The sequence below is a fragment of the Marinobacter orientalis genome (assembly GCF_004792665.1).
Taxonomy (GTDB): domain Bacteria; phylum Pseudomonadota; class Gammaproteobacteria; order Pseudomonadales; family Oleiphilaceae; genus Marinobacter; species Marinobacter orientalis.
Genome location: NZ_SRZX01000001.1, coordinates 765732 through 790918 on the forward strand (window position 1 = coordinate 765732; position 25187 = coordinate 790918).

A 25187-nucleotide genomic window follows, 5' to 3' on the forward strand; every position below is an offset into this window, starting at 1 on the left:
CCCGTCCTGTCCGGTGATGGCCCACCATCACCGGACCTTCAGTTTTTTTGATGTCTGCTTCCAGAATTCTCCGGTTTATTCCCATGGCTTCGAGGGCGTCTAATAGACGTTATACCCCTTGAGGAGGAATACACCATGTCCCTGCGATCCATAAAACAGACCATCCCTGCACTCGAAACCTCCGATGGTGCCGGTGTTCGCATCAAGCGCTCTCTCGGTCAACACCAGAACATCCGTCTCGACCCGTTCCTGATGCTGGACGAATTCGGTTCCGACCAGCCCCGGGACTACATTGCCGGGTTCCCTTCACACCCCCACCGCGGTTTCGAGACGGTCACCTACATGATCGAGGGCCATATGCTCCACGAGGACCATCTGGGCAACCGTGGCAATCTGAAAAACGGTGGTGTCCAGTGGATGACCGCCGGACGCGGCATTGTGCACTCGGAAATGCCCCGGCAGGAGTCCGGGCAGATGCGCGGATTCCAGCTCTGGCTCAATCTGCCCGCTGCAGAAAAAATGAAGCCGGCAGGTTACCGGGACATCCAGCCGGAAGACATTCCCGCCATCACTGTCGACGGGGGTCTGGTCAAACTGATTGCCGGCACAGTCACGCTGGAAGGACAGGAACATCTGGGCGCCGTCAACGGGGGCAGCACCCGGCCACTGTACGCGGACATTCATCTGGAACCGGGAAAAGAGACCCTGTTGCCGGTCAGCCCGGAGCTGGACGGCCTGTTATATCTGTATGCCGGCGAGGCTTCACTGGTTTCAGATGAGGGTTCCCGTGCTCTTCAGGCCTCCGCCGCCAGCATCCTCTCTCCGGGAGACAGTATCCGTGTCGGCGCCGGTGAAAACGGCGCGCGCCTGTTGCTGATTGCCGGCAAGCCGATTGGTGAACCCGTTGTGCAATACGGTCCGTTCGTCATGAACACCCGCGAAGAGATTGAGCAGACCCTGCGGGACTACCGCGACGGCCGCCTGACTGCCTGATCGGCCATTCATGCAAAGGGTTTGTGGGCCATCAGCTCTGACACCAGCGGCCGCATGATCAGATCCATGGCCAGGGACAGCTTGGTGCCGGGAATAACAATAGTGTCGTGGCGCGACAGGCTGCTGCCGGTAATCATCTGCAGCAGATAGGGAAGGTCCACATCCGAGGGCTCACGGAAATGGATGACGATCAGGCTTTCGTCTTCGGTGGGCACATCCCGGACAACAAAGGGATTGGAGGTGTCCACCAGAGGTATGCGCTGGAAGTTGACGTGGGTGTGGGCGAACTGGGGGACGATATCGTGCACGTAATCGTCCATGCGGTTGACGATAGTCTGCACCACCGCCTCCTGCGAATAGCCGCGCCTGTTGGTGTCGCGATGGATTTTCTGGATCCACTCAAGATTGACAATGGGCACTACCCCCACCAACAGATCGACATATTGGGCGATGTTGAAGGCTTCGCTGACGACCCCACCGTGCAGGCCCTCATAAAAAAGCAGGTCGGTATCCGGGGCCAACGGTCCCCACGGGGTGAACGTTCCGGGTTTGTAGCCCGCCTCGATCAGCTGTCTTTCCTCGTCGTGAACATACTGGCGGAACTGGCCGCTGCCGGTATGTCCGTAATCATAAAACAGCGCTTCCAGTTTATCGATGTGGTTCGCCGCCAGCGCAAAGTGATTACGCTCACCAAACTGGCCCTTGGCCGCAAGGCGCGCCATCTGCTGACGATTATAACGATGAAAGCTGTCGCCGCTGACCATCGCAGCCCGGAAACCTTCACCAGCGAAAAGACGGCTGAATATCTCGCCGGTAGTGGTGGTACCGGCACCGGACGAACCGGTAACCGCGATAATCGGGTGACGTTTTGACATAACAGGCGGTCCGGAAAGTCAGTCCAGGCTGGTGAGCAGCCGCGGCTTTTCGATGACGAAACCCTGAGCATAGTCCACACCCAGGCTGGTCAGCATATCGAGAACCCCGCGGCTTTCAACCTGAGAGGCAATCACTTCCCGTTTCATGTAGTGGGCCATGTCCACCATCGACTTCACCATGGCCCGATCCGTTTCACTGGTATCCAGCTGGCTGGTGAATGCGCTGTCCAGCTTGATCAGATCCACCGGCAGGCTGCGCATGAACTGGAACGATGTCGGTCCGCTGCCGAAATCGCCCAGGCAGAACCGGCATCCAAGCTCCTTCATTTCCTCGATAAACCCGGAAATACCCTGAATGTCGTTGATGGCCGAAGCCTCGGTAATCTCGAACCAGATTCTTTCAATAGGGGCGTTTTTCTGGCTTAGCTTGTGGTAAATGAATTCCATCAGCTGCTGATCGTTCAGCGAATGCCCGGACAGGTTAATGCAGATACCGCCCATATGCTCCGGATCAGGGGCCTTGTCCTGCAGCCAGTCCAGCATCTGGCCCACTACCCAGCGATCAACCGCCTGCATGCGGTCGTAACGCTCAGCCATACGGACGAAATCCTTGCCGGTAATCAGGTTACCGGTGTCATCGTACATGCTGATGAGAATCTCGTATTGCGAGGCCATCGTGGTTCGTTGATGAAGCGGAATAATCTTCTGGCATCGCAACAGCATGCGCTCTTCATTCAGATCTCCCAGATTGGCCACCTTGGCCGCAATCTGTTCCTGGCGCGCGTGATCATCGGCGTCCAGGGAATACTCCATTATCTTGCCGTGGCCTCGATTCTTGGCCTCTTTCATAGCGACCTCAGCGGCCTTCAGCCAGCGTTCGGCGTTGGCCAGCGCCGGCATTTCAGGTGCCAGTCCGGCACTGGCCGAGAGGTGGTAACTGCCGCTGTCAAAACGGAACTTCATCGCCTCGATGGCTGACACGATTTCCCGGGATGCTTCCAGGGCGCTTTCCGCCGGCAGCAACAGGGCAAATTCGTTTCCGGAAAGCCGTGCCAGCGGCATGCCATCCCCCACTTTACTGCGGAGCACGTCCGCCACCATGCGTAACGCTTCATCCCCTGCCTGATAACCGGCGGTATCATTGAGCAACCGGAACTGGCGCAAATCAAGCCGGACCAGGGCGCGCTCATCCTCACGCCGGGCCAGCTGCTGCTCCAGCATACGCTCAAATTCACGGCGCCCCAGCAGCCCTGTCAGCTCATCGTGAGTGGACGCCCAGGACAGCTGATCGTAGACCTTGCGCACCATCCGGTCGATGCTCTCGTCGACCAGTGGCCGTTCATACTGGCTGTCGGGCACGATAATGCCCTTACGCATCTGCTGGGCCAGGGCTTCGAGATCCAGCTCCACAACCCGCATGCCCTGGTGGTTCACGAACACGAACCGGCTGAAACCCCTGGCTACCCAGACCAGACGAATATACTGGGGCTCGTCCGGCTTCTCCTGATCCCTGAGCCAGTCACCGGTGCGTAACTGCTGCACACGGTTGATCCAGCGCTGCAGGCTGCGCTGTTCACGCTCGGACAGTGCCTGCTTCCTGTCGTCCTCGTTCTTCGCCGGGGGCATTTCCACCATGTCGGGCGGGCTTTCAGGGCGACGTACCAGAAACTGCTTGAGCTCATCGCGAATCTGCGAGGACGGCATATGATTGCTGGAAATTGAGGCCAGGCCATCCTGGATCACCCGCAGCAATTCCGGCAGGTTAACCGTATTGTCGGGCTCATCCGCAAAGGTCATCAGCGAATCAATGACGGACAGGTAGTCCTGCCAGAGCGGGCTTTCCTGCCCCTGGCGGATCCAGGTCAGCGAAAGCAGATCACGCCAGCCACCGTCCAGCAGGCTGACCACCGCCTTCGGTACTTTCCGCCCTGCCAGCTTCTGTTCAAGTACGGTCGCAACTGCCTGCTTGGACTCGGACACCTTCTGGGCGCCTTCGGCGGCGGCGGTTACCCGCTCGACGTTACGTCGATATACAAGATTCTGGCGATCTATCAGCCCATCCAGTTCCCTGACCGCGCTCTCGAACACCCCGGTATCCTGCTCGAAATCGGTGGCAATACGCTGAACCAGTTCATCGATCCGCCGCTGCACCACCGGATTGATGCGACCGCCTTTCACCCCCAGCTGGGCCAGCCGGTTCATGACGCCACGTACCGGGCTGTCCTGGTCATCAAAAAACTGCGGGTCCCGCATGACCACTTTCAGCACCGGCACTTCCAGCTGACGCATCCGCGACCGGGCATATTCACTGAGCCTGGGGCTTTCCACTACACTGCCGAAGAACCGGTCCACCACGTCCAGAGTGCTTTGCTCTTCCTTTCCCAGGGCGTGCTCGCCGCTTTCCCTGACCCGCTCCACCACCCGTTCACGGAGGGGCGACTGCTGCGGACTGGCGGTCGCCGCCTGCAACTGAAGCTCCTGCAGCTGTTTCTGCAATTCGCCGGCAGAGAGCTCTCTGGCACCTGGCGAAAACTCCACAGGCGCGATATCGCCACGGCCCTGGCGGCTCGCAGCCAGCGTGCCGAGCAGGTTCTTCACAGTTGCAAAGGCTGTCTGGGCGGCAGCGGCATACCCGCGGAATTCAGTAGATGAATTCCGGCCGGGGGACCACTCAGCCCTGCGCTCCGGAGCCTGTATTTCACTGACGGCAGCAGCCGTCTCCTGCGCTTGTGCCGCCGGCGCCACTGGCGACTTTTTATCACCGTCACCGGTTTTCACGGACACCTGTTCGCTCAGATACTTGCTCAGATCCAGATCCGGTAGCACGCCATGGCGCACCAGAATGTTATTCAACTCCCGATAAAGGGGGCCAAGATGCATCAGTACCGACTTCTCGAATACCTTGAGACAGGCCTTTTCAACCTCCCGGCCAGCCTTGAACAGACTCAGCCCGGAATGGAAGGATTCGCAAATCAGCGATGGGCCCAGCGGGTTATGGTGACCGGTGGAATTGGCAATGCCAAGCTTGTCGAGGCGGAGCTTCAGCTGAAGCAGATCACCCCGGTACTGGGTGTCCGCCTTGGTTACCATCACGCGGATTGTCAGCCAGTCCTCGAACTCACCCTTGTCGACCACCGAAAGCTCCGCCCCGGGAGCCCCCCTGGGGGCCGGCTTGAGAGGCGATTCCAGGCTCCGGGCCATCTGATGCCAGATAACACGTTGGCGTGCCTGGAGTTGGCCGGCGGCATCCATGAATTCGTTTGCCTGCTGGTCATTACCCGCTTTTTGAGCCGCTTCACGCAGGCCGGTTACCATCTGCACGAAGCACGCGTCCATCAGCGGCTCGATATACTGGATAACAGCCTTTGCCGATTGGTGAAGAACGAACTGGACCTTGTCACTTGGCGCGCGCAGGGAAGAGCGACCCTGATTACGATTGGCGCCACACTGTTCCAGCATGGCGTTGACGGCTTCAGGGTTGGAACGGGAAAAAGCAACGCCCATGGCGCCTTCGATCCGGCGCATGACGCTTACGTGCAATTCGTGACGTTTACGGCCATCAGGGCTGCGGAAACGGACTACCAGTTCCGGTGTATTCCGGGCCAGCACCTGATCCAGTTTTCTCGACGTTTCCCCGGAATAACGCACAAACAGCCCCTCTGCGCAGAAATCGGCAATCTGGCAGGGCAGGCTTTCACCGCCGCCAACATCCAGCTGGGCAGCGAGTTTGATCGGTTGGCGGGGGCTCGAACGACGCTCTTTCGGATCCATGAACTACCTGATATCTGGCCGGTATCCCTGAAAGGCAGCGACAGCTACCTGCTACTTGGGGGAACAAGGCTGTAATATACTCTCTGGCCCACTCGCCAGCCAGCAGCAAAATAACAGCCTGAACCATGACACAGCTTAGTCAGATCTATCTCGTTATGCTACTGATAACGACGCTTTCCGGGTGTACAACCCTGGGCTATTACAGCCAGGCGGTCAGTGGCCATCTGTCACTGATGATGTCCACGCAGCCGGTGTCGGAATTGCTCGATGCCCCGTCAACGCCGCCAGCGCTGCAGCAAAAACTCCGTGTCGCGCACGACGCTCGCGAGTTTGCCAAAGATCAGCTTGCGCTGCCGGTGGGCGATGCCTTTTCCAGCTATGCAGAGCTTGGCCGCCCCTGGGTGGTAGTCAACCTGGTAGCGGCTCCGGAATTTTCGCTCGACGCCCATCGTTGGTGTTATCCGGTCGTTGGTTGTCAGGCCTACCGGGGGTATTACCAGCTGGAGAAAGCGCGAGCGGAGGAGGAGTCATTCATAGCCAGGGGCTACGATACGTTTATCGCCGGTGTCACCGCCTACTCTACCCTGGGCTGGTTTGATGACCCGCTCCATAGCGGTTTTACCGCCCTGTCCGACAACCGCATGGTGGCGCTGATGTTCCACGAACTGGCTCACCGAGTGGTCTACATCAGCGACGATACGGCTTTCAACGAGAGTTTTGCAACCGCGGTTGAACTGGAAGGCCTGCGTCTGTGGCTGACTCAGCGCGGCGACCAGCAAGGCTTCAGGAAAGCCCTGGCACGGTTGCGCCAACGCGACCAGACATTCACCCTTGTCGACGCCGCATCCGGCCGACTGGAGACACTCTATGGGCAAGGAAACAGGCTCCCCGAGGCCGAGCTCCGACAGCAAAAGGCGCGGATATTCCAGGGTCTCCGGGACGACTACCAGACCCTGTCAGCAGGGTGGGATCAGCCCGGCCCTTTCGGCGAGAACCCAGCGAAGCTGAACAACGCCAATCTCGCCCTGTTCAGCCAGTACAACCAGCACGTACCGGCCTTCCGGCAATTACTCCGCGACCACCAAGGCGATTTCAGGGCCTTCTACGCGGCGGTGAAGCGCCTGTCGGCGCAGTCACCCAGGCGCCGGCAAAAAGCCCTGGCCCGCCTAGGCCAGCACTTTCACAAAGACTTTTGAATTACGCTGGGTATTGTAGGAAGCCAGTTTGAGCCCGGGCAGCTCGCGCACATTCGATGGCTGGAACCCGCGCTCACGGAACCAGTGCTCGGTCTGCGTGGTGAGTGCAAACAACCGCTGGATACCCTGTCCCCTCGCAAGTCTCTCGATCATGGCCAGAAGCTCGTCCCCACGACCTGCGCGGCGATAGGCCTGATCCACCGCGAAACAGGACAGCTCGCCGGCACTTTCGTCAGGGTAGTGATAGAGCGCCGCACAACCCACAATGGTGCCATCCCGCTCAGCCACCACAAAACTGCCGATTTCCGTTTCCAGCATTTCGCGGGAGCGGCGCACCAGGACCCCCTGTTCCTCCAGCGGCTGGATCAGCTCGAGGATGCCGCCGATATCCTCGACCCTGGCCTGGCGGATCTGCTCATAGTTATCACTGCTGACCAGGGTGCCGGAACCATCACGGGTAAACAGCTCTTCCAGCAGCGCACCGTCATTGGCGTAGCTGATGATGTGGGCCCGGCGTACCCCTCTCACACAGGCGTCACAGGCAGCCTGCAACAGTTCGCCATCGTGGCCCTGGACCATGCCCGCCGACAGCCGGTCAGAGGCCTGCCGAGCGGACAGCTCCCGTATCAGCTGACCGTCATCATCCACAAGACCCCGGTTTTCGGTAAACATGATCAGTTTTTCCGCCTGCAGTGCAGCAGAAACCTGGCTGCCCACATCCTCGTAAGAGAGATTGAACGCATCACCGGTAGGCGAATACCCGAGCGGCGGCAGCAGCACAATGTGGCCCAGCTCGAGCAGCTTCTCGATACCACCCACATCCACCCGGCGCACCCGACCGGTGTGGCCGAAATCGATCCCGTCCAGAACACCCACCGGCCTTGCAGTAACATAGTTGCCGCTGCTAACCCGAATTCGCGCATTGTGCATGGGCGAATTGACCAGGCCCATGGACAACTGGCTCTCGAGAAACGCTCTCAAACCGCCGATTGCTTCCAGCACTAATGGTAGCTGCTGCTCCGGGGTTACCCGCAATCCCCGATGAAAACTGGACTCCTCACCCGCACTGTCCAGCCTCGTCTGGATCTGAGGCCTGGCGCCATAAGCGACAACAAGGCGAATTCCCAGGCTGCTGAGCAATGCGATATCGTGAATTATGTTGATCAGGTTGCCGTGAGCTATCGCATCGCCACCTATGGTCAACACCACCGTGCGACCACGATGGGCGTTGATATAAGGCGATGAATGGCGGAAACCATGCAACCAGTCATTCGATTTCAAACTCTTCTCCTGCGAGTCTTCAGCTTTTGGAGTCTTCCGGGTATTGGCGGGACACTTTCCCAAAACACGCCCGTGAATACGTCCCTGTAGGGCTCGGTCGCGCCATCCCTGGCGCTCCACGGTTTTGGGAAAGTGTCCCGCCAATACCCTCGTTATACTTTTGAGTTGATTTCTAGAGATTAAAGACAGAACTCTTTGATTAATCCCTTAAGGATGCTTACGGCCGGGTCCAGTTGTGATAACTCCAAAAATTCGTCCGGCTGGTGGGCCTGGTCGATATAACCCGGCCCCATCACCAGAGTTTCAAACCCCAGCTTCTGCAACCACGGCGCTTCCGTCGCGAAAGCTACCGCCTCTGCGGTGTGGCCCGTCAACTTTTCGCAGGCCCTCACCAGTTCAGCATCGGCTAGCGTTTCGAATGGAGGAACACCATCAAATAATGGCTCGAACTCCATCGAAAGCTCGCGTTTTTTTGCCAGTGGCTGCAGCTTATGGAGAATTTCCTGGCGCAGCGCCTTCATGTCCATGCCCGGTAACGGCCGCAGGTCAAAATGCAACTCACAGCGGGCGCAGATGCGGTTGGGATTGTCGCCACCGTGGATGCAGCCCAGGTTCATGGTAGGGACCTGAACCCTGAAATTGGGATTGCTGTATTTTGCCTGCCAGCCTGAGCGCATGGCCAACAGCTCGCCCAGTGCCTCGTGCATCCCTTCCATGGCGTTGCGCCCCAGGGAGGGATCTGAGGAATGGCCGGACTGGCCTTCGAATACCAGCCGCTCCATCATGATGCCCTTGTGCATGCGCACAGGCCTGAGACCGGTGGGCTCGCCAATAACCGCATAGCGGGCCCTGGGCCGGCCGGCTTCGGCCAGGGCCCGGGCGCCGTTCATGGAGCTTTCCTCGTCGGCGGTGGCAAGGATGATCAGTGGCTGCTTCAGTTCTTCGCCCACGAAGGCCCTCGCTGCTTCGATGGCCAGTGGGAAAAAGCCTTTCATATCACAGGTACCAAGCCCGTACCAGCGGCCATCCCGCTCGGTCAGGGTAAACGGGTCACTCTGCCAGCGCCTGTCGTCAAAAGGCACGGTGTCCGTGTGGCCGGAGAGCACCAGGCCACCGGGCCCGCTGCCGAGGGTGGCGATCATGTTGTATTTGCCGGGCATGCCCGGGACTTCAAGCAGTTCGACATTGAAGCCCATGGGTTCCAGCCATTCCGCCAGTGCGCGAACCACCGGCTCGTTACTCTGGTCCCATTCGGCTGACGCACTGCTGATCGAGGGCAGGGAGATCAGCTTTGTCAGCATTTCACGAATGCCAGGCAGGTGTTGTGTGGATCCGGACATAGAAATCTCTCCGCCCCGTCGCCGGGCTAGCGGGCCTGGCCGCGGCGCCAGACCTCAAAAGTTGCAATCAGCCGGATGGCAATGGGATAGGCAACCTCACCACCGTCCATCAGCCGCGCGATTTCCATCCGCGAGTCATCGATGCTCGCCAGACGGCCTTCCACCACATTACCATTCTCCAGGGTGACTCTCACCGTCTGCCCGATCCAGGATCCGGCATCGTCCGTGTCCACGGAATTCCAGCCCGCAACGGGTTCGGCGTCGCCACCGCCGCTGTTATCGGTGACAACCGGCTCCAGCATAGCATCCGGCCGCTCTGGCAATTCCGGTTCCACGCGGGTCAGATAGACATCCGGCACTTCCGCGCGATTATAGCGGGCCGTCCGGCTGGCCTCGACCGCCTCCCCTTCATCCCTCACAGGCACGCCCCACAGCGGGGCCGACGGGTCCAGTTCCAGCGTCAGTTCGCCGCCTTCGGTCAGCCACTGCCGGTAGAGCGCCAGCAGCTGGTCACTGGCACTCAAGCCGCGGGCTCTGAGTGCCTCGCTGAAGGCATCCATAACGATGCTCGTCCATTCGCCGGTCTCCACCCCTGATTCCCGGGAACAGTAGGCTGCCACCCGGCGCATGAGACCGCCGTCCCGCAGCGTTACCGTGATCGCTGAAGCCGTTGATTCTCCCAGGCTGGAAAGGTCCAGCGGATTGAGCCGCGCACCCGGCCAGTCCACTTCCACGCTGCCGGCATTGACGGTGGTCAGCTCCCCGTAGAGACCTTCACTGCTCTGGATGACGAGCGCCTCGCCAGACACCCCGGAAACGCCGAGCCGCAGCAGATCGCCACTGCCCAGGTGTTGGCGATGGTCCGGACCGCACACCGGAGAAAACAGCGCTGGTGCCGTGTCCGCGCCTGCCGTTACCCAGTTTCGGAACATGCTGGTATCCAGCATCAGGCGCAGTCCCTCCGCCTGCAGGGACCAGTGATCCGGGAGATCTGCCGGGTCAAGCAGGGCGGTTAAGAGTGAAATCGGTGAGCCGGCGTTGAACAGCAACCGGCCGAACTCCACAGGCCTGGTCAGGCGGAAATCCTGGTAACTGCCACTGGCCAGCACCAGCCGGCCGTTGATACCCGAACGGATGTCTCCCCGATCAATCACGCCAACGTCTTCCACCGCCTTGCGGGCCTCGGAAAGTCTCTGGTCCGCGAGCCACCAGACCGCACCCTTGAATGACAGGTAGCCGATCAGGGCCAGGACAACCAGAAAGGTGAGCAGGCGCTTCATGAATCTTTCCTCTAGAGGGCAGGCGGTCGTCGTCAGTTACGGGAAATCAGCGTACCCACACCTTCATCCGTGAAGATTTCCAGCAACGTTGCGTGGGCCACACGGCCGTCGATAATATGGGAGGTACGAACGCCATTTTCCACTGCGTTCAGGGCACATCGAATCTTCGGCAGCATGCCACCATGGATGGTGCCATCCTCTATCAATTCGTTGACCTGTTTCGCGGTCAGGCCAGTCAGCACCTTGCCGTCCTTGCTCTTGAGACCGGAAACGTTGGTCAGCAGAATCAGTTTTTCTGCCTTCATGGCTTCCGCCACCTTGCCTGCCACCAGGTCAGCGTTGATGTTGTAGGACGCCCCATCAGGGCCAACACCAATGGGTGCGATCACCGGAATCACGTTGCTGCGGGTAAGCATGTCGATGACTTCGACGTTCACGCTGTCAACCTCGCCGACGTGGCCGATATCGATGATTTCCGGGCGCTCAAGCTCGGGGGAGCGGTTCATGACTTCCAGCTTGCGGGCGCGGATCAGGTTTGCGTCCTTGCCAGTCAGACCAACGGCAGTGCCGCCGTGGGAATTGATCAGGGAGACAATCTGTTTATTGACCTGACCACCCAGCACCATTTCCACCACATCCATGGTCTGGCTGTCAGTGACCCTCATGCCGTTCACGAAGTTGGATTTGATATTGAGACGTTCCAGCAGTTCACCAATCTGCGGCCCGCCACCGTGAACCACAATGGGATTGATGCCCACAAGTTTCATCAGCACCACATCACGGGCGAAGCTGCTTTTCAGCTCCTCGTTTTCCATGGCGTTGCCGCCGTACTTGATCACCACTGTTTTGCCGGTAAACCGCTGTATATAGGGCAGACCCTTGCTCAGTACTGCCGACACCTGCATTGCTGTTTCACGATCCAGAGCCATTCATCTTGCCTTGTTAGTCAGAAAATTCCGTTGCGATTATTCCAGAGCCGTCAGAAATCCGTGACAAGATCCGGTGCCACTTTCTGCAACTGTTCCCGGAACACACCCTTGATGCGCTCCAGGGCCTCCACTGTCTCCGCCTCGAAGCGCAGGACCAGCGCCGGTGTGGTATTGGAGGCACGGCACAAGCCCCAGCCATCAGTGTATTCCACACGAATGCCATCGATGGTACTGATGTTTGCATCACCAAAACTGCCTTCTTCGGCCAGGCGCTCCATCAATTCAAACTTGGTGTCGTCCGACACTTCCACGCTGAGCTCCGGGGTACTGATATCCTCGGGGAAATCCTCGAACACCTCGTCACAATGACGGTCCTCGATACCCAGGATTTCCAGCAACCTGGCAGCGGAATACAGACCGTCGTCGAAGCCCAGCCAACGCTCGCCGAAGAAGATGTGGCCGCTCATTTCACCGGCCAGCAGGGCCCCGGTTTCCTTCATCTTCTTTTTCATCAGTGAGTGGCCGGACTTCCACATGACCGGCCGGCCGCCGGCTTCGGAAATTACCGCCGGCAGGCGGCGGCTGCATTTCACGTCGTAAAGCACATCCGCACCCGGATTACGGGAGACCACATCACGGGCAAAGAGCATCAGCAGCCGGTCAGGCCAGATAATCCTGCCGGTATTGGTGACCACACCAAGACGGTCACCGTCGCCGTCGAAGGCCAGGCCGATGTCGGCCCCTTCGGCTTTCACCCGTTCGATCAGATCTGCCAGGTTTTCGGGCTTGCCCGGGTCCGGATGGTGATTGGGGAAGTTGCCATCCACTTCGCAGTAAAGCGGAATCACTTCGCAGCCCAGTTCTTCGATCAGCAGCGGCGCCAGCTCACCGGCGATGCCATTGCCGGCGTCCAGTACCACTTTCAATGGTGCTGCAACCGCAATATCTCCAACAATACGGTCCAGATAGGCGCGGCGAACGTCTTCCGAAGACTGGGCACCATGGCCGCTGGCAAAATCACCGGTACGGATTCGCTGCAGCAGTTTCTGGATGGCATCACCGGAGAGGGTTTCTCCCCCCACCATGATCTTGAGGCCGTTGTAGTTGGCGGGGTTGTGGCTGCCGGTGACCATGACTCCGGAACCGGTACCCAGTTCATGGGTTGCAAAGTAGAGCACAGGCGTCGGGACGGCGCCCACATGAATGATATTGCAACCGGTCGCCATGATCCCCCTCGCCAGGGCATCCGCCAGTTCAGGGCTGGAATGACGACCATCGTAGCCCACACACAGACTGTCCACACCACGCGCGATAGCCTCGCTGCCAATAGCCCGGCCGATCACTGTCACAATATCGGGCGTCAGGGTTTCACCAACGATGCCGCGGATGTCATAGGCGCGGAATATGGTATCGGAGACCTCTGCTTTCGGCAGACGCACTTCTTCCACGTCCGGCGTATCCTCGGGCTCCCCGGAACCGCCAAATCCCAGTACATCGTCGTCGCCATCCAGCATATCGATGTCGAGCATGTCCTTGTCCTGGAACAGCGGCTCATCGGCCGCGGGCTTTGTTGTTGTCTGGCCGCCGGAGCCCGGCTTCAGAGGCGCCGATTCACCCGCCCTCGCCACCCGTTTTTCCACTACCTGGGAAAGCCGGTGAAGCACTTCGGCGGTTGATGCCACCATGTCCCACCTGAGAGTCGGCGGTTTTAGTCTTTCACCACCAAATACCTTGTGGGCCCACTGGATGAGTACGGTCAGATCCTGCCTGAGCCCTCTCTGTGCCCCTCCAAGGAGCAGCCAGACAACAATTGCTGCGATTACCGCCGGCACCAGTGCAAGGACTATCACCAGAATGGGGTCGAAAAGCGGAGCCGGGGCGGTTGCCGGCCTGTACCGGAGCTCCCAGTTCGGGTTGATGAGTTCACGGGTCTGGACCGGACCATTTCCGCTACCCTGGCTGATGACGGTGCGGTCTGAGCCGTTAACGGATTGCACCAGGGAAAACTGGCCTCCCAGCTCCCGGTTGACGCCTGACATCAACGGTTGCAACGGTGCGGTGCTGAAAACCACCAGCACGCTACCGGCGACGGCACTGTTCTGGGGATTACGGACCGGAGCGGCTATCTGCAGGTACCATTGTCCGTCCCGTGGGAAAGCATCCGGGTAGCGTCTCTGGCCGGTTTCAGCCCGTCGGGCCAGATCAAGACCGGCAAAGCCCAGGGTGGGTTCGCTGGCACTGCGGGGAATATCACCATAAGGAAACAGGTACACCGCCTCGATACCCGGCAAAGTACCGGCCAGATCCGCGGCCGCATCTTCTACTGAGCCCTCTCCGCGCAGTGCAGCCAGTACATAGTCCTGGCCGGCTATGCCCTCGACCGCAGACTGCAGCAGCGAGAGCTGCTGGTTGAACCTTGTCTCGGCAGTATCAGCCTCCAGAGCGGCCTGGGTTTCATAGCGACGGGCCTCGGAAGGCGCGGCAAGCAGAAAATAAAGCAGCCCGGCTGAAACCGCCCCCGCTATGACCACAACCAGAGCCTGGCTGATAGCAACAGAACTTAACTGCTTATGACGCCGGCCGCCGGCGGATTTCCTGTCTTTGCTCTGTTTTTTTGCCTGTGTCCCGGCTGGATCAGGTGCAGCGTCATCAGAGTTCTTCTTCTTGCCAAACTTCATAGTCCGTCCTGCTGGTGTTATTTGCGCCCGGATTTTCATCAATCAGGGAAGTATAGACCCTGAACACTGTTCTACGTCTGCAACCTCAGTGGCTACCCGTGGAGCCGAACCCACCGTCCCCGCGCTGACTTGCATCGAAACAGGACACCACCTCAAAGTCCGCCTGCACCACCGGTACCAGAACCAGTTGGGCAATGCGTTCGCCCACCTCAAGGGTGAATTCGGTTTGGCCACGATTCCAGCAGGACACCATCAGCTCGCCCTGATAATCGGAGTCAATCAGGCCCACCAGGTTGCCCAGGACAATGCCGTGCTTGTGGCCCAACCCGCTGCGGGGCAGAATCATTGCTGCCAGCGACGGATCGGCGATGTGTATTGAAAGGCCGGTTTTTATCAGTTCAGTCTGGCCCGGCTTCAGGCTGAGAGGGGCATCAAGACAGGCACGCAGGTCCAGGCCGGCGGAGCCTTCGGTTGCATAATGGGGGAAAGGCACCGTATCGCCAATCCGGTCATCCAGAATGCGCACCTGAAATGTTTTGCGGGTCATCGGGTTTCCTTGTCAGATCGCGCCGGCCGGGCCAGCCTTTTCAGTGATTTGGTCTGCAATCAGGGCAATCAGCCGTTGCGCAAGCACCGCCTTCGGGCCCGGACCAATAGCCTCACGCCCCTGGGGCCAGAACACGATGACGGAGTTATTGTCACTATTGAACCCCAGTCCCGGCGCCGAGACGTCGTTGGCAACGATCATATTGAGCTTTTTCCGTGTCAGTTTGTCGAGGGCGTAGTGCTCAATATCGCGAGTTTCTGCGGCAAAGCCAACGGTGAATGGGGCGTCATCCCGGGCTGCTATGGTAGCGAGGGTATCAGGGTTACGCACCAGAGACAGGCTCATACTTTCGTTCGACTTCTTGATCTTGTCGGTGGCACAGGTATCGGGACGATAGTCCGCCACTGCTGCTGTGGCAATAAACAGGTCACAGCCTTCGTCGACCGCCCTGTCCGCCTGTTCCAGCATTTCCTCAGCGGTCATCACCGCGCGGATTTCAACGCCGGCCGGCACGGCAATGGACACGGGGCCGCTGACCAGAACCACCTCGGCACCGGCTGCGCGGGCGGCCGCAGCAAGGGCATAACCCATTTTCCCGGAGCTGTGATTGCTTATATAACGTACCGGATCGATGGGTTCCCGGGTGGGCCCGGCTGTAATAACCACACGCTTGCCGGTGAGCGAGCCCGGCGCTGTGCCGGCAATCAGGTCATGCAGCGCAGCAGGCTCCAGCATTCTGCCCGGGCCGGTATCACCACAGGCCTGTGCGCCCTGATCGGGCCCCCAGAGAGTGACCTGCGGGTCTGACTCCAGCAGTGCAATATTGCGCTGGGTGCGGCCGTTACTCCACATAGCCTGGTTCATCGCCGGAGCTACCGCGATCGGTGCCTCTGTGGCGCAACAGAGGGTGGTCAGCAAATCGTCTGCCATACCCTGGGCCAGACGGGCAATAAAATCGGCTGAGGCCGGCGCAATCACAATCTGACCCGCCCATTTGGCGAGTTCGATATGGCCCATCCCCGACTCCGCTTCCGGATCCAGCAGTGAGGTTCTGACCGGCTCGCCGCTGAGTGCCTGGAAAGTCAGGGGTGTTACAAAGGCTTCCGCCCCCCGGGTCATCACCACCCGGACCTCGTGGCCGGATTTTTTCAGTAATCGGACCAGCTCCGCACTCTTATAGGCGGCAATGCCACCGGTCACGCCCAACAGGATTCGTTTAGCGGCCATAACGGCTCCGTATCCATCACAAAATGAAAGGCTTATAAGATAGCATGCCAGAGCGCTGCCGGCAGCCCGTCACGCGTGGTAGAATTGCGCGCTCACATACCGACTGCCTCTACTATCGATGGCATAAGCGCAGGAAGCGCAAACAACAACGGAAAGGACTCATCTCATGCCCAATGCCGACTGGCCAAGCGACGAACGACCACGGGAACGATTGTTGGCCCATGGTGCCGGAAGTCTGTCCGACGCTGAACTACTGGCCATTTTTCTGCGCACCGGTACTCCCGGCATGCCTGTTATGGCGCTGGCCCGTCATCTGACGGAGAGCTTTGGTGGGCTGCGCGGCCTGATGACCGCCTCAAGGCGGCAGTTCTGCAGCGTAAAAGGCCTGGGAGCGGCAAAATACACCCAGGTGCAGGCGGCGATGGAAATGGCACGCCGGGTAATGGATGAACCCCTGCGCCAGGGCGACCCGCTGCGCTCGCCGGAAGACACCCGCCGTTTTCTGTGCAGCCGGCTCGGCACCTACCCCCATGAAGTTTTCTCGGGCCTTTTCCTCGACAACCGTCACCGGGTGATCCAGTACCGGGAACTTTTCCGGGGCACCATTGACGGCGCCGCTGTCTATCCCAGGGAGGTAGTCAGGCAAGCGCTGGAGTTCAACGCGGCAGCGGTCATATTTGCCCACAATCACCCCTCCGGCGTAGCAGAACCGAGCCAGGCCGACATCTCCCTCACCAGAAGGCTGAAGGAAGCACTGGGTTTGGTGGATATCAGGGTTCTTGACCATATGGTTGTCGGCCATGGTGAGGTAATATCTCTCGCTGAACGGGGACTGATGTAAACCGGACCCTGTTTCACCGGGAAAACTGGCCAAATTCCCAACAATTTTTTGCGTTGGGGCGGCAGTTCTGGTATAAAAGCGTCCCTTTACTGGCGGCGTCTGGCGGGCAGCGTGCAATTTCAAGGCGCAGGTAGCGACCAGAGACGCAATTAAACGAATTAAATACGCATTTTCAGGACCAAAGCTCAGGTCGGAGGCAAGTATGTCCAGAGTCTGTCAGGTTACCGGTAAGCGGCCGGTCACCGGTAACAACGTTTCTCACGCGATGAACCATTCACGTCGTCGTTTTCTTCCCAACCTGCAGAACCATCGCTTCTGGGTTGAATCAGAGAAGCGCTTCGTAAGGCTGCGCGTATCCACCAAGGGTATGCGTGTTATCGATAAAAAAGGCATTGACGCTGTGCTGGCCGATCTTCGTGCCCGCGGCGAGAAATTCTAAGGAGCCGCATCATGCGCGAAAAAATCAAGCTGGTTTCATCAGCAGGTACTGGTCACTTCTACACGACCAAAAAGAACAAGCGTAACACGCCGGAAAAAATCGAGATCAAAAAATACGATCCGGTTGTCCGCAAGCACGTTGCGTACAAGGAATCCAAGATCAAATAAGATCATGGCGACCGCAGAAACCCGGCCACGGCCGGGTTTTTTTGTGCCTTCCACTAGAAGGTTTCCAGATAACCCTGGGGCAATCGGATGTCCATGGCAATTGGCAGGTGGTCCGACACCGGGTAGCTGACAACCTCCGCACGCCGTATTTCCAGGCTCGGGCTCACCAGAATATGATCCAGTGCCCGCTCGGGGCGCCAACTGGGGAAGCTGTGCGCAGTATCCGGCAACGGCACCAGGTTGGAATGCTTCAGCGGCGTGTTGGTGAGCAGTTCTTCCGCGTGATTATTGAGGTCACCCATCAGGACCACATGCTGATACTCGGCAATCAAGTCCTGAATGTAGGCCAGTTGACGCTGCTGGGCGGCCTTGCTCAGTGACAGATGCATCATCACCAGCACCAGAGGGTCCTCCTCCACTCCGTAACGCGCAACGATGGCACCCCGCCCCGGAATCAGTCCCGGCAACCGGTGCTCCGTCACATCCAGCGGCCGGTACCGGCTAAGCAGGCCATTGCTGTGCTGGGCAAACTGCCCCAGATTCCGATTGAGCTGCTGATGCCAATAGGGGATGCCCGATGCTTCGGCCAGGTACTGTACCTGGTTGATATAACCACTGCGCAGACTGCCCCCGTCACACTCCTGAAGCGCGATCACATCGTAATTACGGAGCAGGGTGGCAATGCGGTCCAGATTCTGACTTCGCTTGCGATGAGGGAGAAAGTGCTGCCAGCTGCGAGTCACGTAGTGGCGGTAGGAGGAAGTATTGATACCGACCTGGATATTAAAGGTCAGCAGCCGGATGTGGCGATGGGGCTCGAATTCCGGGACATGGGTATCACCAGAACAGGCCCCTCGCGGGGCGTTCGCTGATTTCATAATACCATTCAGCTGCTTGCGAATACTGTTATACATTGTGATGGCAGCTCTGACACAGGGCACGACCCGGCCAAAAGATATTCACCGGGCCCGTTCAATTAATTGTCCTGGTCGGCATGCTCCTTCTCGACCAGGTAATCAACAACTTCCAGTACCGCTTCATGGCCACCGGCCATTGAGGCGGTGACCCGATACTTACCATTAACAAGCATAGTCGGAGTACCGGTCACACGCGCGCCGCGTATTTTGGCCTGGGCCTGCTGCATTTTGGCATTCACGCCAAAGCTGTTGTAATTCTTCAGAAACTCTTCGCCGTCGACGCCGTGATTTGCGACGAAGTCCGCCAGCGCTTCACCTGAGTTCAGTGGCCGGCGCTCACCTGCCAGCGCCTCGAACAGGGCGTCGTGCACCTTGTCCAGCTCACCCATGGTCTGCAGGGCATAAAATGCCTTGGCATGGGGCTCCCACGAGCTACCCAGGGCCGCGGGTATGTTTACGTAGTTAACGTATTCCGGGCTGTTTTCCACCCAGCTCTCAATCAGGGGCTTGAAGGTATAGCAGTGCGGGCATCCGTACCAGAATACTTCGGCCACTTCGACACCGCTGTCACTGGCGGTTCTGACCGGGTTATCCAGTCGCTGATAGTGTTTCCCCTCTTCCCATGTGGCGGCGCTGGCCTGAACCATGAAAGACATGGCCAGAATGGACAATGCGGCGTTCCGGACTATTCCGATCATTCATTATCTCCGGTTATCAAGTTGGACGACCTGGGGGGATTATGACCCACCAGCCCGGGAAAGTTCCACCGGGGAGGGATTAAAGAGCTGCAACCAACAAAAAACCCCGCCAGAGCGAGGTTTTTACGAGACAGGACCGGGTCAGTTCAGGCCCGACACGTAACTGGAGACAGCTTTGATCTCGGCGTCTGTCAGTTTGGCGGCCACATCCATCATGATGGACGCGTTCTGACCGGCCGCACGCTCGCCGTCACGATAGGCCTTGAGCTGCTTCTCCACATACTCGGCGGTCTGGCCGCTGAGCCTGGGATAGCCCGCCGGCTCGTTACCGATGCCGCGGGGATGGTGACAGCCCGCACAAGAGGGAACACCTGAGGCCATGTTACCGCCTCTATAGAGTGCTTCGCCCTCATCCACCAGATCCGGGTCAGCCTGTGCAACCGTAATGTCCTGTTCGTTGAAGTACGCTGCAAGATCCTGCAGATCCTGGTCTGACATGTCATCCAGCAGGCCTGTCATTTCTGCAATCTCACGATCCTTATCCTTGATAAGCACCAGCTGCTGATAGAGGTATTTTTCACCAATACCGGAAAGCTTGGGATAAACAGCCATCACCGGCTTTGCTCCGCCTTCACCGTGACAACCTGCACAAACCGCTGCATTTGCTTCGCCTGCTTCAGGATCCCCTGCCCCGTGAGCCATCGCTATGAGGCCAACACCGAGAACAACTCCTGCGATCAGTTTTTTCATGCTCGCTCCGCTTCTCTCATCCAAAGGTATTCTTCGTTATGCAGCCGGCAGGCACGGGCCAAAAGGCACAAACCGTGGCTGGTAAGCAGCAACGCTCAGCGAGCTGCCCGGATTTGGTGTAGCATTATACATTAATCCCTGATAACTGAAATCCAATAGGAATACCAAAACCCGTGTCACCTGACCTGACTCAAAAAAGCATCTCGTTCAACAGTGCCCGGTTTCTGACCAGTGCCTCGCGCCTGGAGGAATGTCCTCCCGACCATGGCGCCGAAGTTGCCTTCGCCGGCCGCTCGAATGCAGGCAAGTCCAGTGCCATCAATTGTATCACCACCAATGGCAAACTGGCCCGTACCAGTAAAACTCCCGGACGCACCCGCCTGATCAACTTCTTCTCCCTGAACCGGGAAAATTGCCGGTTGGTTGACCTGCCCGGCTATGGCTACGCCAAGGTCTCCCGGGACATGAAAGACGACTGGCAGAAACACCTCGGTCACTACCTGAACGACCGCCAGTGTTTGCGGGGACTGGTTCTGGTCATGGACATCCGGCACCCGCTGACGGATTTCGACCAGATGATGGTGGAATGGTGTGAACATAACAAGCTTCCACTGATGATTCTTGCCACCAAGGCAGACAAACTGAAGTTCGGTCAGGCCAAAACGGCAATGCTTGACATTGCAAGGAAGCTGGAAGGGGTTGAGTGCCTGCATCACCTGATCATGTTTTCCGCCACCTCGAAGCGAGGTGTGGACGAGTCCCGGGATGCACTTACCCGGTGGCTGGAAGAAAACACGCCTGAAGCACTGTAATCACTGTGTTTTGCCAAAAAAAAACCGGCCTGCAGGACAGGCCGGTGAAACGTCAGGGTTTGCGACGTGCTAAAACCTGAGAACTAACTCAGGCGACACCGTGAATGTCCGAATTCCCGATGTCGTAATTAGTGACAGAGCAACTGGTCAAAAGTTCCTCAACGATTCCAGATCGTCTTATCGCCTGCTGATCCAGGTGTCTCATCAGATTCCGCCAGCCGGGGCCGGTAATTTTCCCGCAATGCCATGACCTGCTCGCGGTAATTCTCCGTGAGATAGGGAATCTCAAGGGTCAGCACCTGATAGATCCCCTGCTTCAGTTCTGTCAGCGTCAGGCTTGTGGACTCTTCCAGTGCATGTGCGGTTTTCAGGAAGGCCATCCAGTTGGTGATGACCAGCCACACATTCAGGGACATTGCGGAACGCAACTCCTCCGGCTGGGGCCGGATGATGCCCGCTTCTGCCAGCTTCTCGAAAATCCTGCTGATCGCTTCCAGGCAGCGATTGGTAAATTCGCGATAGTCCTGACGCAGGCGGCGGTCGCTGTCGAGCAGATACTCGAGATCCCGGTGAAAGAAGCGGTAACTCCAGAGCCCATCAAACACTGACTCAAGATAAAACGCCAGGTCTTCCAGGGAAATAGGCCGGTCTTCCGGGATATCCAGGTAAAAGTCCACCAGCTTTTCATACTCGAGAAAAATCTCGTAGATGATGTCGGACTTGTTACGGAAGTGGTAATAAAGATTGCCCGGGGAAATTGCCAGGTGCGCAGCAATATGATTGGTGGTGATATTGCGCTCGCCCCTTTCGTTAAACAGCTCCAGACTTGAAAGAAGAATCCTGTCTCGGGTTTTCATAGGCTCTGCGATGCTTTGTTGTATGTAGACCGGCCCGTCCGTCATCCGGCTGCCTTGACTCACTAGAGTATATACTCTAATAATAACTCCGGGCGCAAACTGAATACTTTTCCGCCAATGCGATGATTCCCGGCCCGACCAGCAGGGCCGCTGACAAAGAACAGGGCGGCCCGGCTGCGAGCCCGTCGTCTCGAGGAGAGAGCAATATGGTTGCCACCGTTGTCCAGCTGACTGAAAGCAAGAAGCAGATCCAGCATACTCACCGGGTGTTTGACGATCAGAAGAAGGCATTCCGTAATAACCCGATGCCGTCGCTGACCGAGCGCCGGGAGAATCTGAAACGGCTCAAACGTGTGCTGATGACCAACCAGGACAAGCTGCTGGACGCCATCGACCGGGACTTCAGCTGTCGTTCCAGGGATGAGTCCCTGATTGCCGAGATCATGCCCTCCATTCAGGGCATCAATTACGCCCTGAAAAACCTCGAGGGCTGGATGAAGCCGTCCAAACGGCATGTGTCCCTGTTGTTCCAGCCGGCCAGTAATCGCGTTCACTATCAGCCCAAGGGTGTGGTGGGAGTAATCGTGCCCTGGAACTATCCGCTGTACCTGGCCGTTGGACCATTGGTGGCATCGCTCGCGGCGGGCAACCGTACCATGATCAAAATGTCCGAATATACGCCCCATACTTCTGCCCTTTTCCGGGAGATTGTCGAGTCTGCGTTCCCGGAAGATCTGGTCAGTGTGATTAATGGTGAGGCCGATGTTGCAGCGGACTTTTCCAGCCGGCCCTTCGACCACCTGCTGTTCACCGGTTCCACGTCTGTGGGCAAGCTGGTAATGCGGGCAGCGGCCGAAAACCTGACACCGGTAACCCTGGAGCTCGGCGGCAAGTCGCCGGCCATTGTGTCGCCGGATGTCCCCATGGAGGATGCGGCCCAGCGTATTGCCTTCGGCAAGGCGCTGAATGCCGGCCAGACCTGTGTGGCACCGGACTACGTGCTGTGCCCGGCTGACCGGGTGCAGGCGTTCGTGGATGAGTACCGCAATCAGTTTGCGAAGATGTACCCGAGCCTGCGGGATAATGACGATTACACGGCCATCATCAATGAGCGCCAGTACAACCGTTTGCAGGGTTACCTCGAAGATGCCCGCAGCAAGGGCGCTGAGCTGATCGAGATCAACCCGGCGCAGGAGGATATGAAGGATGGCACCCGCAAGATGCCGATTACACTGGCACTGAACACAACGCCGGATATGAAAATCATGCAGGACGAGATTTTCGGGCCGATTCTGCCGGTGGTCAGTTATGGCAGGCTGGATGAGGCCATTCATTACATCAATGACCGCCCGCGTCCGCTGGCGCTGTATTTCTTTGGCTATGACAAGTCAATACAGGAGCATGTGGTCGACAATACCCACTCGGGCGGTATGTGCATCAATGATGCACTGATGCATGTTGCCCAGGATGATCTGCCGTTTGGCGGCGTGGGTGACTCCGGTATGGGCCATTATCATGGCAAGGAAGGGTTCCTGACCTTCTCTCACCATCGGGCGATTTTCAGCAAGCAGAAATTCAACAGTGGCAAGTTCGTGTACGCGCCTCACGGTACTGCGGCACACAAGATGGTCTATAAACTGTTTATTCGGTGACCTGGCCGCATGAAATAGCACGAGCCCGGCTCAAAGCCCGAGTTCATCCCGGGCGGGAAGGCTGCTATCCTGTCGGATTCCGGTGAAAAGGAGCTCCGAATGCCAAAAGTCATCTACCCGGGTACATTTGACCCGATCACCAACGGCCACACCGACCTCATCGAACGCGCCGGTCGCCTCTTCGATGAAGTCGTCGTCGCCATCGCTTACAACCCCAAGAAGTCCCCGCTTCTGACCCTGGAAGAGCGCTGCGAACTGGTCGCCCAGGCTACCTCACACCTGCCTAACGTGAGCGTCACCGGTTTCAGCAACCTGCTGGCAGACTTCGTGCGGGAACAGGGTGCCACCGTTATTCTTCGCGGTTTGCGAGCCGTCTCCGACTTTGAGTACGAGTTCCAGCTTGCCGACATGAACCGCCGCCTGGCACCGGAAGTGGAAAGCATGTTCCTGACACCGGCCAACCATCTGTCGTACATCTCCTCCACCCTGATCCGCGAAATCGCCTCTCTGGGCGGGGATGTATCGGAATTTGTCGATCCGGCCGTGGAAGCGGCACTCAAGGAGAAGTTTGGCGGCCACTGAAGTGCCCGGCAAGACTGCTGGCGACGGCAGTCTGCAGCAGGATCAGAACAGCGGTGGTAACGGAATCAGATTGCCATTAATGTCGAGAGCAAGATCTTCAAGGGTGCCCTTCATCCGCAGGCGGCCCCCTTCCCGCTCCACCACGCCCTGCTTGATCAACGGTGCCACCTGCATACCCAGTTCCGGATGCTGCTCCACCAGGGCCAACGGCATGCTCACTTCCAGGTTGCCGGTCAGCCGTTGCATCACCATCATCATCCGGTCTTTCTCTTCGTCCGGCACAGGCGGGTGCTCCACCATGATCTCGCCATTGACCGGCCCATAGGGCGTGGCAAAGGACATCTCCGGGAAGCCTAATGAAAAGCCGTCAGCCGCTAGGCCCAGCATGGCCTGGTTGATGCGGTTCATGGATTCCATCTGCTGCTGCATCACGGCACGGGAGTCGCCTCCCTCACTGTCAAGGGCGGCAGTCTGCATATCGGTCAGAGCCGATGTCAGCTCACTCCAGCTTTGCACCTCCAGACCATTGAACACGAACGCCATGCGGTGGGGACCAAAACTCTCGTCGTCCGCTGTCACACTCTCCAGGGTAACAAGCGTTTCCGAATCAAGGCTCTGACCATCATCGTCTGCGGTTGTCTCGCTCCTCAAGGCGAACTGATCGAAGCGCAGGACAGGTTCGTTGCGGGCCGCCACCTCAAGTCGTGCAAGCGACATATCCCCGTCGCCCAACCAGACTTCACCGGCCAGGTGCTCCAGTGTCTGCTCGAGGCGGAAGTCCTCGATACTGATACGCAAATCCGGTGCCCGGATCACCGCGCCCGGCCAGAGCATCAGGATATCAGCGTGGGCCCCGTTGCCACTGATATCCGCCCGGGTGTAGCTTTCCGACATATCGAAAGACTCACCAGTCTCCTCTCTGAGCACACTGACCGCCGGTATCGAAAGCTCAATGAGTGCCGTGCCCCACAGACGGGTTTCCAGAGTCAGTTTCGGTTTTTCATCCGGGAAGATTTCTTCAACCCTGGTACCCGCTTCGCTGGGCAGGGAAAAGTCCATCAGGCTTCCGGTGACGCCATGGCTCACCCTTGCCTGATAGTCGAACTCGTGCTCATTGCCGGTCTCGGGATTCCGGACCGTGATGGTGCCGGTGAAATCCGCCCCCAGATAACCCCGGTCATAGTCTCCGGTTTCCAGCCGGAACAGCGGCTGGGACTGGCTCACCTCCGTCGCGACGCTCTGCCACTGCTGCTCGGTGACATAACCCACGGCCCAGGGAGCCACCACTCCAACCGCCAGCACTGCGACACCGGCAACCATCCATTGTTTTTTCAACTGCCTGTTCTCCATCGAAG

The 25187-nt window shown here is 58.4% G+C and carries 22 protein-coding genes; 8 read left to right on the forward strand and 14 right to left on the reverse strand.

Features of this window, described 5'->3' with window-relative positions:
- Window positions 1-135: 135 nt before the first annotated feature.
- Window positions 136-993, forward strand: coding sequence for a pirin family protein (locus DIT72_RS03675; protein WP_135953829.1), 858 nt, complete (start codon window positions 136-138; stop codon window positions 991-993).
- An 8-nt stretch (window positions 994-1001) separates the two neighbouring features.
- On the opposite strand, the gene DIT72_RS03680 is transcribed toward DIT72_RS03675, so the two are convergent.
- Together DIT72_RS03680 and DIT72_RS03685 are read right to left on the reverse strand one after the other, a co-directional pair.
- On the reverse strand, window positions 1002-1868 hold the full coding sequence (locus DIT72_RS03680) for a phosphoribulokinase (RefSeq protein WP_135953830.1): 867 nt from the start codon (window positions 1866-1868) through the stop codon (window positions 1002-1004).
- An 18-nt stretch (window positions 1869-1886) separates the two neighbouring features.
- Window positions 1887-5639 (reverse strand): DUF1631 family protein, encoded by a 3753-nt coding sequence (locus DIT72_RS03685; RefSeq protein WP_135953831.1) that lies wholly within the window; start codon window positions 5637-5639, stop codon window positions 1887-1889.
- 125 nt (window positions 5640-5764) lie between these two features.
- Here DIT72_RS03685 and DIT72_RS03690 point away from each other — a divergent pair, with 125 nt between their 5' ends.
- Complete coding sequence (locus DIT72_RS03690; RefSeq protein ID WP_135953832.1) at window positions 5765-6835, forward strand: aminopeptidase; 1071 nt, start codon at window positions 5765-5767, stop codon at window positions 6833-6835.
- On the opposite strand, the gene argA is transcribed toward DIT72_RS03690, so the two are convergent.
- The 7 genes from argA to coaBC all read right to left on the reverse strand — a co-directional run bounded on the left by argA (window position 6806) and on the right by coaBC (window position 16117).
- Complete coding sequence (gene argA / locus DIT72_RS03695) at window positions 6806-8116, reverse strand: amino-acid N-acetyltransferase (protein ID WP_135953833.1); 1311 nt, start codon at window positions 8114-8116, stop codon at window positions 6806-6808. The two genes, DIT72_RS03690 and argA, sit on opposite strands and share 30 nt — an antisense overlap.
- A 179-nt stretch (window positions 8117-8295) precedes the next feature.
- Complete coding sequence (gene argE / locus DIT72_RS03700) at window positions 8296-9456, reverse strand: acetylornithine deacetylase (RefSeq protein ID WP_169449977.1); 1161 nt, start codon at window positions 9454-9456, stop codon at window positions 8296-8298.
- A 26-nt stretch (window positions 9457-9482) separates the two neighbouring features.
- Window positions 9483-10736 (reverse strand): LSm family protein, encoded by a 1254-nt coding sequence (locus DIT72_RS03705; protein WP_135953835.1) that lies wholly within the window; start codon window positions 10734-10736, stop codon window positions 9483-9485.
- Window positions 10737-10768: 32 nt separating this feature from the next.
- Window positions 10769-11665, reverse strand: a complete 897-nt coding sequence (gene argB / locus DIT72_RS03710; RefSeq protein WP_135953836.1) for an acetylglutamate kinase — start codon at window positions 11663-11665, stop codon at window positions 10769-10771.
- 50 nt (window positions 11666-11715) lie between these two features.
- Complete coding sequence (locus tag DIT72_RS18500; RefSeq protein WP_135953837.1) at window positions 11716-14343, reverse strand: phosphomannomutase/phosphoglucomutase; 2628 nt, start codon at window positions 14341-14343, stop codon at window positions 11716-11718.
- 85 nt (window positions 14344-14428) lie between these two features.
- Window positions 14429-14890, reverse strand: coding sequence for a dUTP diphosphatase (dut, locus tag DIT72_RS03720; protein WP_135953838.1), 462 nt, complete (start codon window positions 14888-14890; stop codon window positions 14429-14431).
- A gap of 12 nt (window positions 14891-14902) precedes the next feature.
- Window positions 14903-16117 carry a bifunctional phosphopantothenoylcysteine decarboxylase/phosphopantothenate--cysteine ligase CoaBC gene (coaBC, locus tag DIT72_RS03725; protein ID WP_135953839.1) on the reverse strand — a complete coding sequence of 405 codons (1215 nt, stop codon included), beginning with the start codon at window positions 16115-16117 and terminating at the stop codon, window positions 14903-14905.
- 166 nt (window positions 16118-16283) lie between these two features.
- On the opposite strand from coaBC, the gene radC reads away from it, so the two are divergent.
- The 3 genes from radC to rpmG all read left to right on the forward strand — a co-directional run bounded on the left by radC (window position 16284) and on the right by rpmG (window position 17564).
- Entirely contained in the window at window positions 16284-16958 is a 675-nt protein-coding gene (gene radC / locus DIT72_RS03730; protein ID WP_135953840.1) for a RadC family protein, read from the forward strand.
- A 202-nt stretch (window positions 16959-17160) separates the two neighbouring features.
- Window positions 17161-17397, forward strand: a complete 237-nt coding sequence (rpmB, locus tag DIT72_RS03735; RefSeq protein ID WP_007153740.1) for a 50S ribosomal protein L28 — start codon at window positions 17161-17163, stop codon at window positions 17395-17397.
- An 11-nt stretch (window positions 17398-17408) separates the two neighbouring features.
- A complete protein-coding gene (gene rpmG / locus DIT72_RS03740) occupies window positions 17409-17564 on the forward strand; it encodes a 50S ribosomal protein L33 (RefSeq protein ID WP_135953841.1) in 156 nt (51 codons plus the stop codon).
- Window positions 17565-17617: 53 nt separating this feature from the next.
- Here rpmG and DIT72_RS03745 read toward each other — a convergent pair whose 3' ends face one another.
- From DIT72_RS03745 to DIT72_RS03755, 3 genes are all read right to left on the reverse strand, one after another.
- Complete coding sequence (locus tag DIT72_RS03745; protein WP_135953842.1) at window positions 17618-18478, reverse strand: endonuclease/exonuclease/phosphatase family protein; 861 nt, start codon at window positions 18476-18478, stop codon at window positions 17618-17620.
- A 62-nt stretch (window positions 18479-18540) separates the two neighbouring features.
- Entirely contained in the window at window positions 18541-19179 is a 639-nt protein-coding gene (locus tag DIT72_RS03750) for a thiol:disulfide interchange protein DsbA/DsbL (protein ID WP_135953843.1), read from the reverse strand.
- A gap of 141 nt (window positions 19180-19320) precedes the next feature.
- The gene (locus tag DIT72_RS03755) at window positions 19321-19929 is read right to left on the reverse strand and encodes a c-type cytochrome (RefSeq protein WP_135953844.1); all 609 of its coding nucleotides are present in this window, start codon (window positions 19927-19929) and stop codon (window positions 19321-19323) included.
- Window positions 19930-20102: 173 nt separating this feature from the next.
- On the opposite strand from DIT72_RS03755, the gene yihA reads away from it, so the two are divergent.
- The gene (yihA, locus tag DIT72_RS03760) at window positions 20103-20741 is read left to right on the forward strand and encodes a ribosome biogenesis GTP-binding protein YihA/YsxC (protein ID WP_135953845.1); all 639 of its coding nucleotides are present in this window, start codon (window positions 20103-20105) and stop codon (window positions 20739-20741) included.
- A gap of 158 nt (window positions 20742-20899) precedes the next feature.
- On the opposite strand, the gene DIT72_RS03765 is transcribed toward yihA, so the two are convergent.
- Window positions 20900-21598: a TetR/AcrR family transcriptional regulator gene (locus DIT72_RS03765; protein ID WP_135953846.1), complete on the reverse strand. Its 699-nt coding sequence runs from the start codon at window positions 21596-21598 to the stop codon at window positions 20900-20902.
- Window positions 21599-21804: 206 nt separating this feature from the next.
- Here DIT72_RS03765 and DIT72_RS03770 point away from each other — a divergent pair, with 206 nt between their 5' ends.
- Together DIT72_RS03770 and coaD are read left to right on the forward strand one after the other, a co-directional pair.
- The gene (locus DIT72_RS03770; RefSeq protein ID WP_135953847.1) at window positions 21805-23250 is read left to right on the forward strand and encodes a coniferyl aldehyde dehydrogenase; all 1446 of its coding nucleotides are present in this window, start codon (window positions 21805-21807) and stop codon (window positions 23248-23250) included.
- 99 nt (window positions 23251-23349) lie between these two features.
- The gene (coaD, locus tag DIT72_RS03775) at window positions 23350-23832 is read left to right on the forward strand and encodes a pantetheine-phosphate adenylyltransferase (protein ID WP_135953848.1); all 483 of its coding nucleotides are present in this window, start codon (window positions 23350-23352) and stop codon (window positions 23830-23832) included.
- Between the two features lie 42 nt (window positions 23833-23874).
- Here the strand turns inward: coaD and DIT72_RS03780 are convergent, their stop codons facing one another.
- A complete protein-coding gene (locus DIT72_RS03780) occupies window positions 23875-25167 on the reverse strand; it encodes a DUF945 family protein (RefSeq protein WP_228260720.1) in 1293 nt (430 codons plus the stop codon).
- Window positions 25168-25187: the final 20 nt, after the last annotated feature.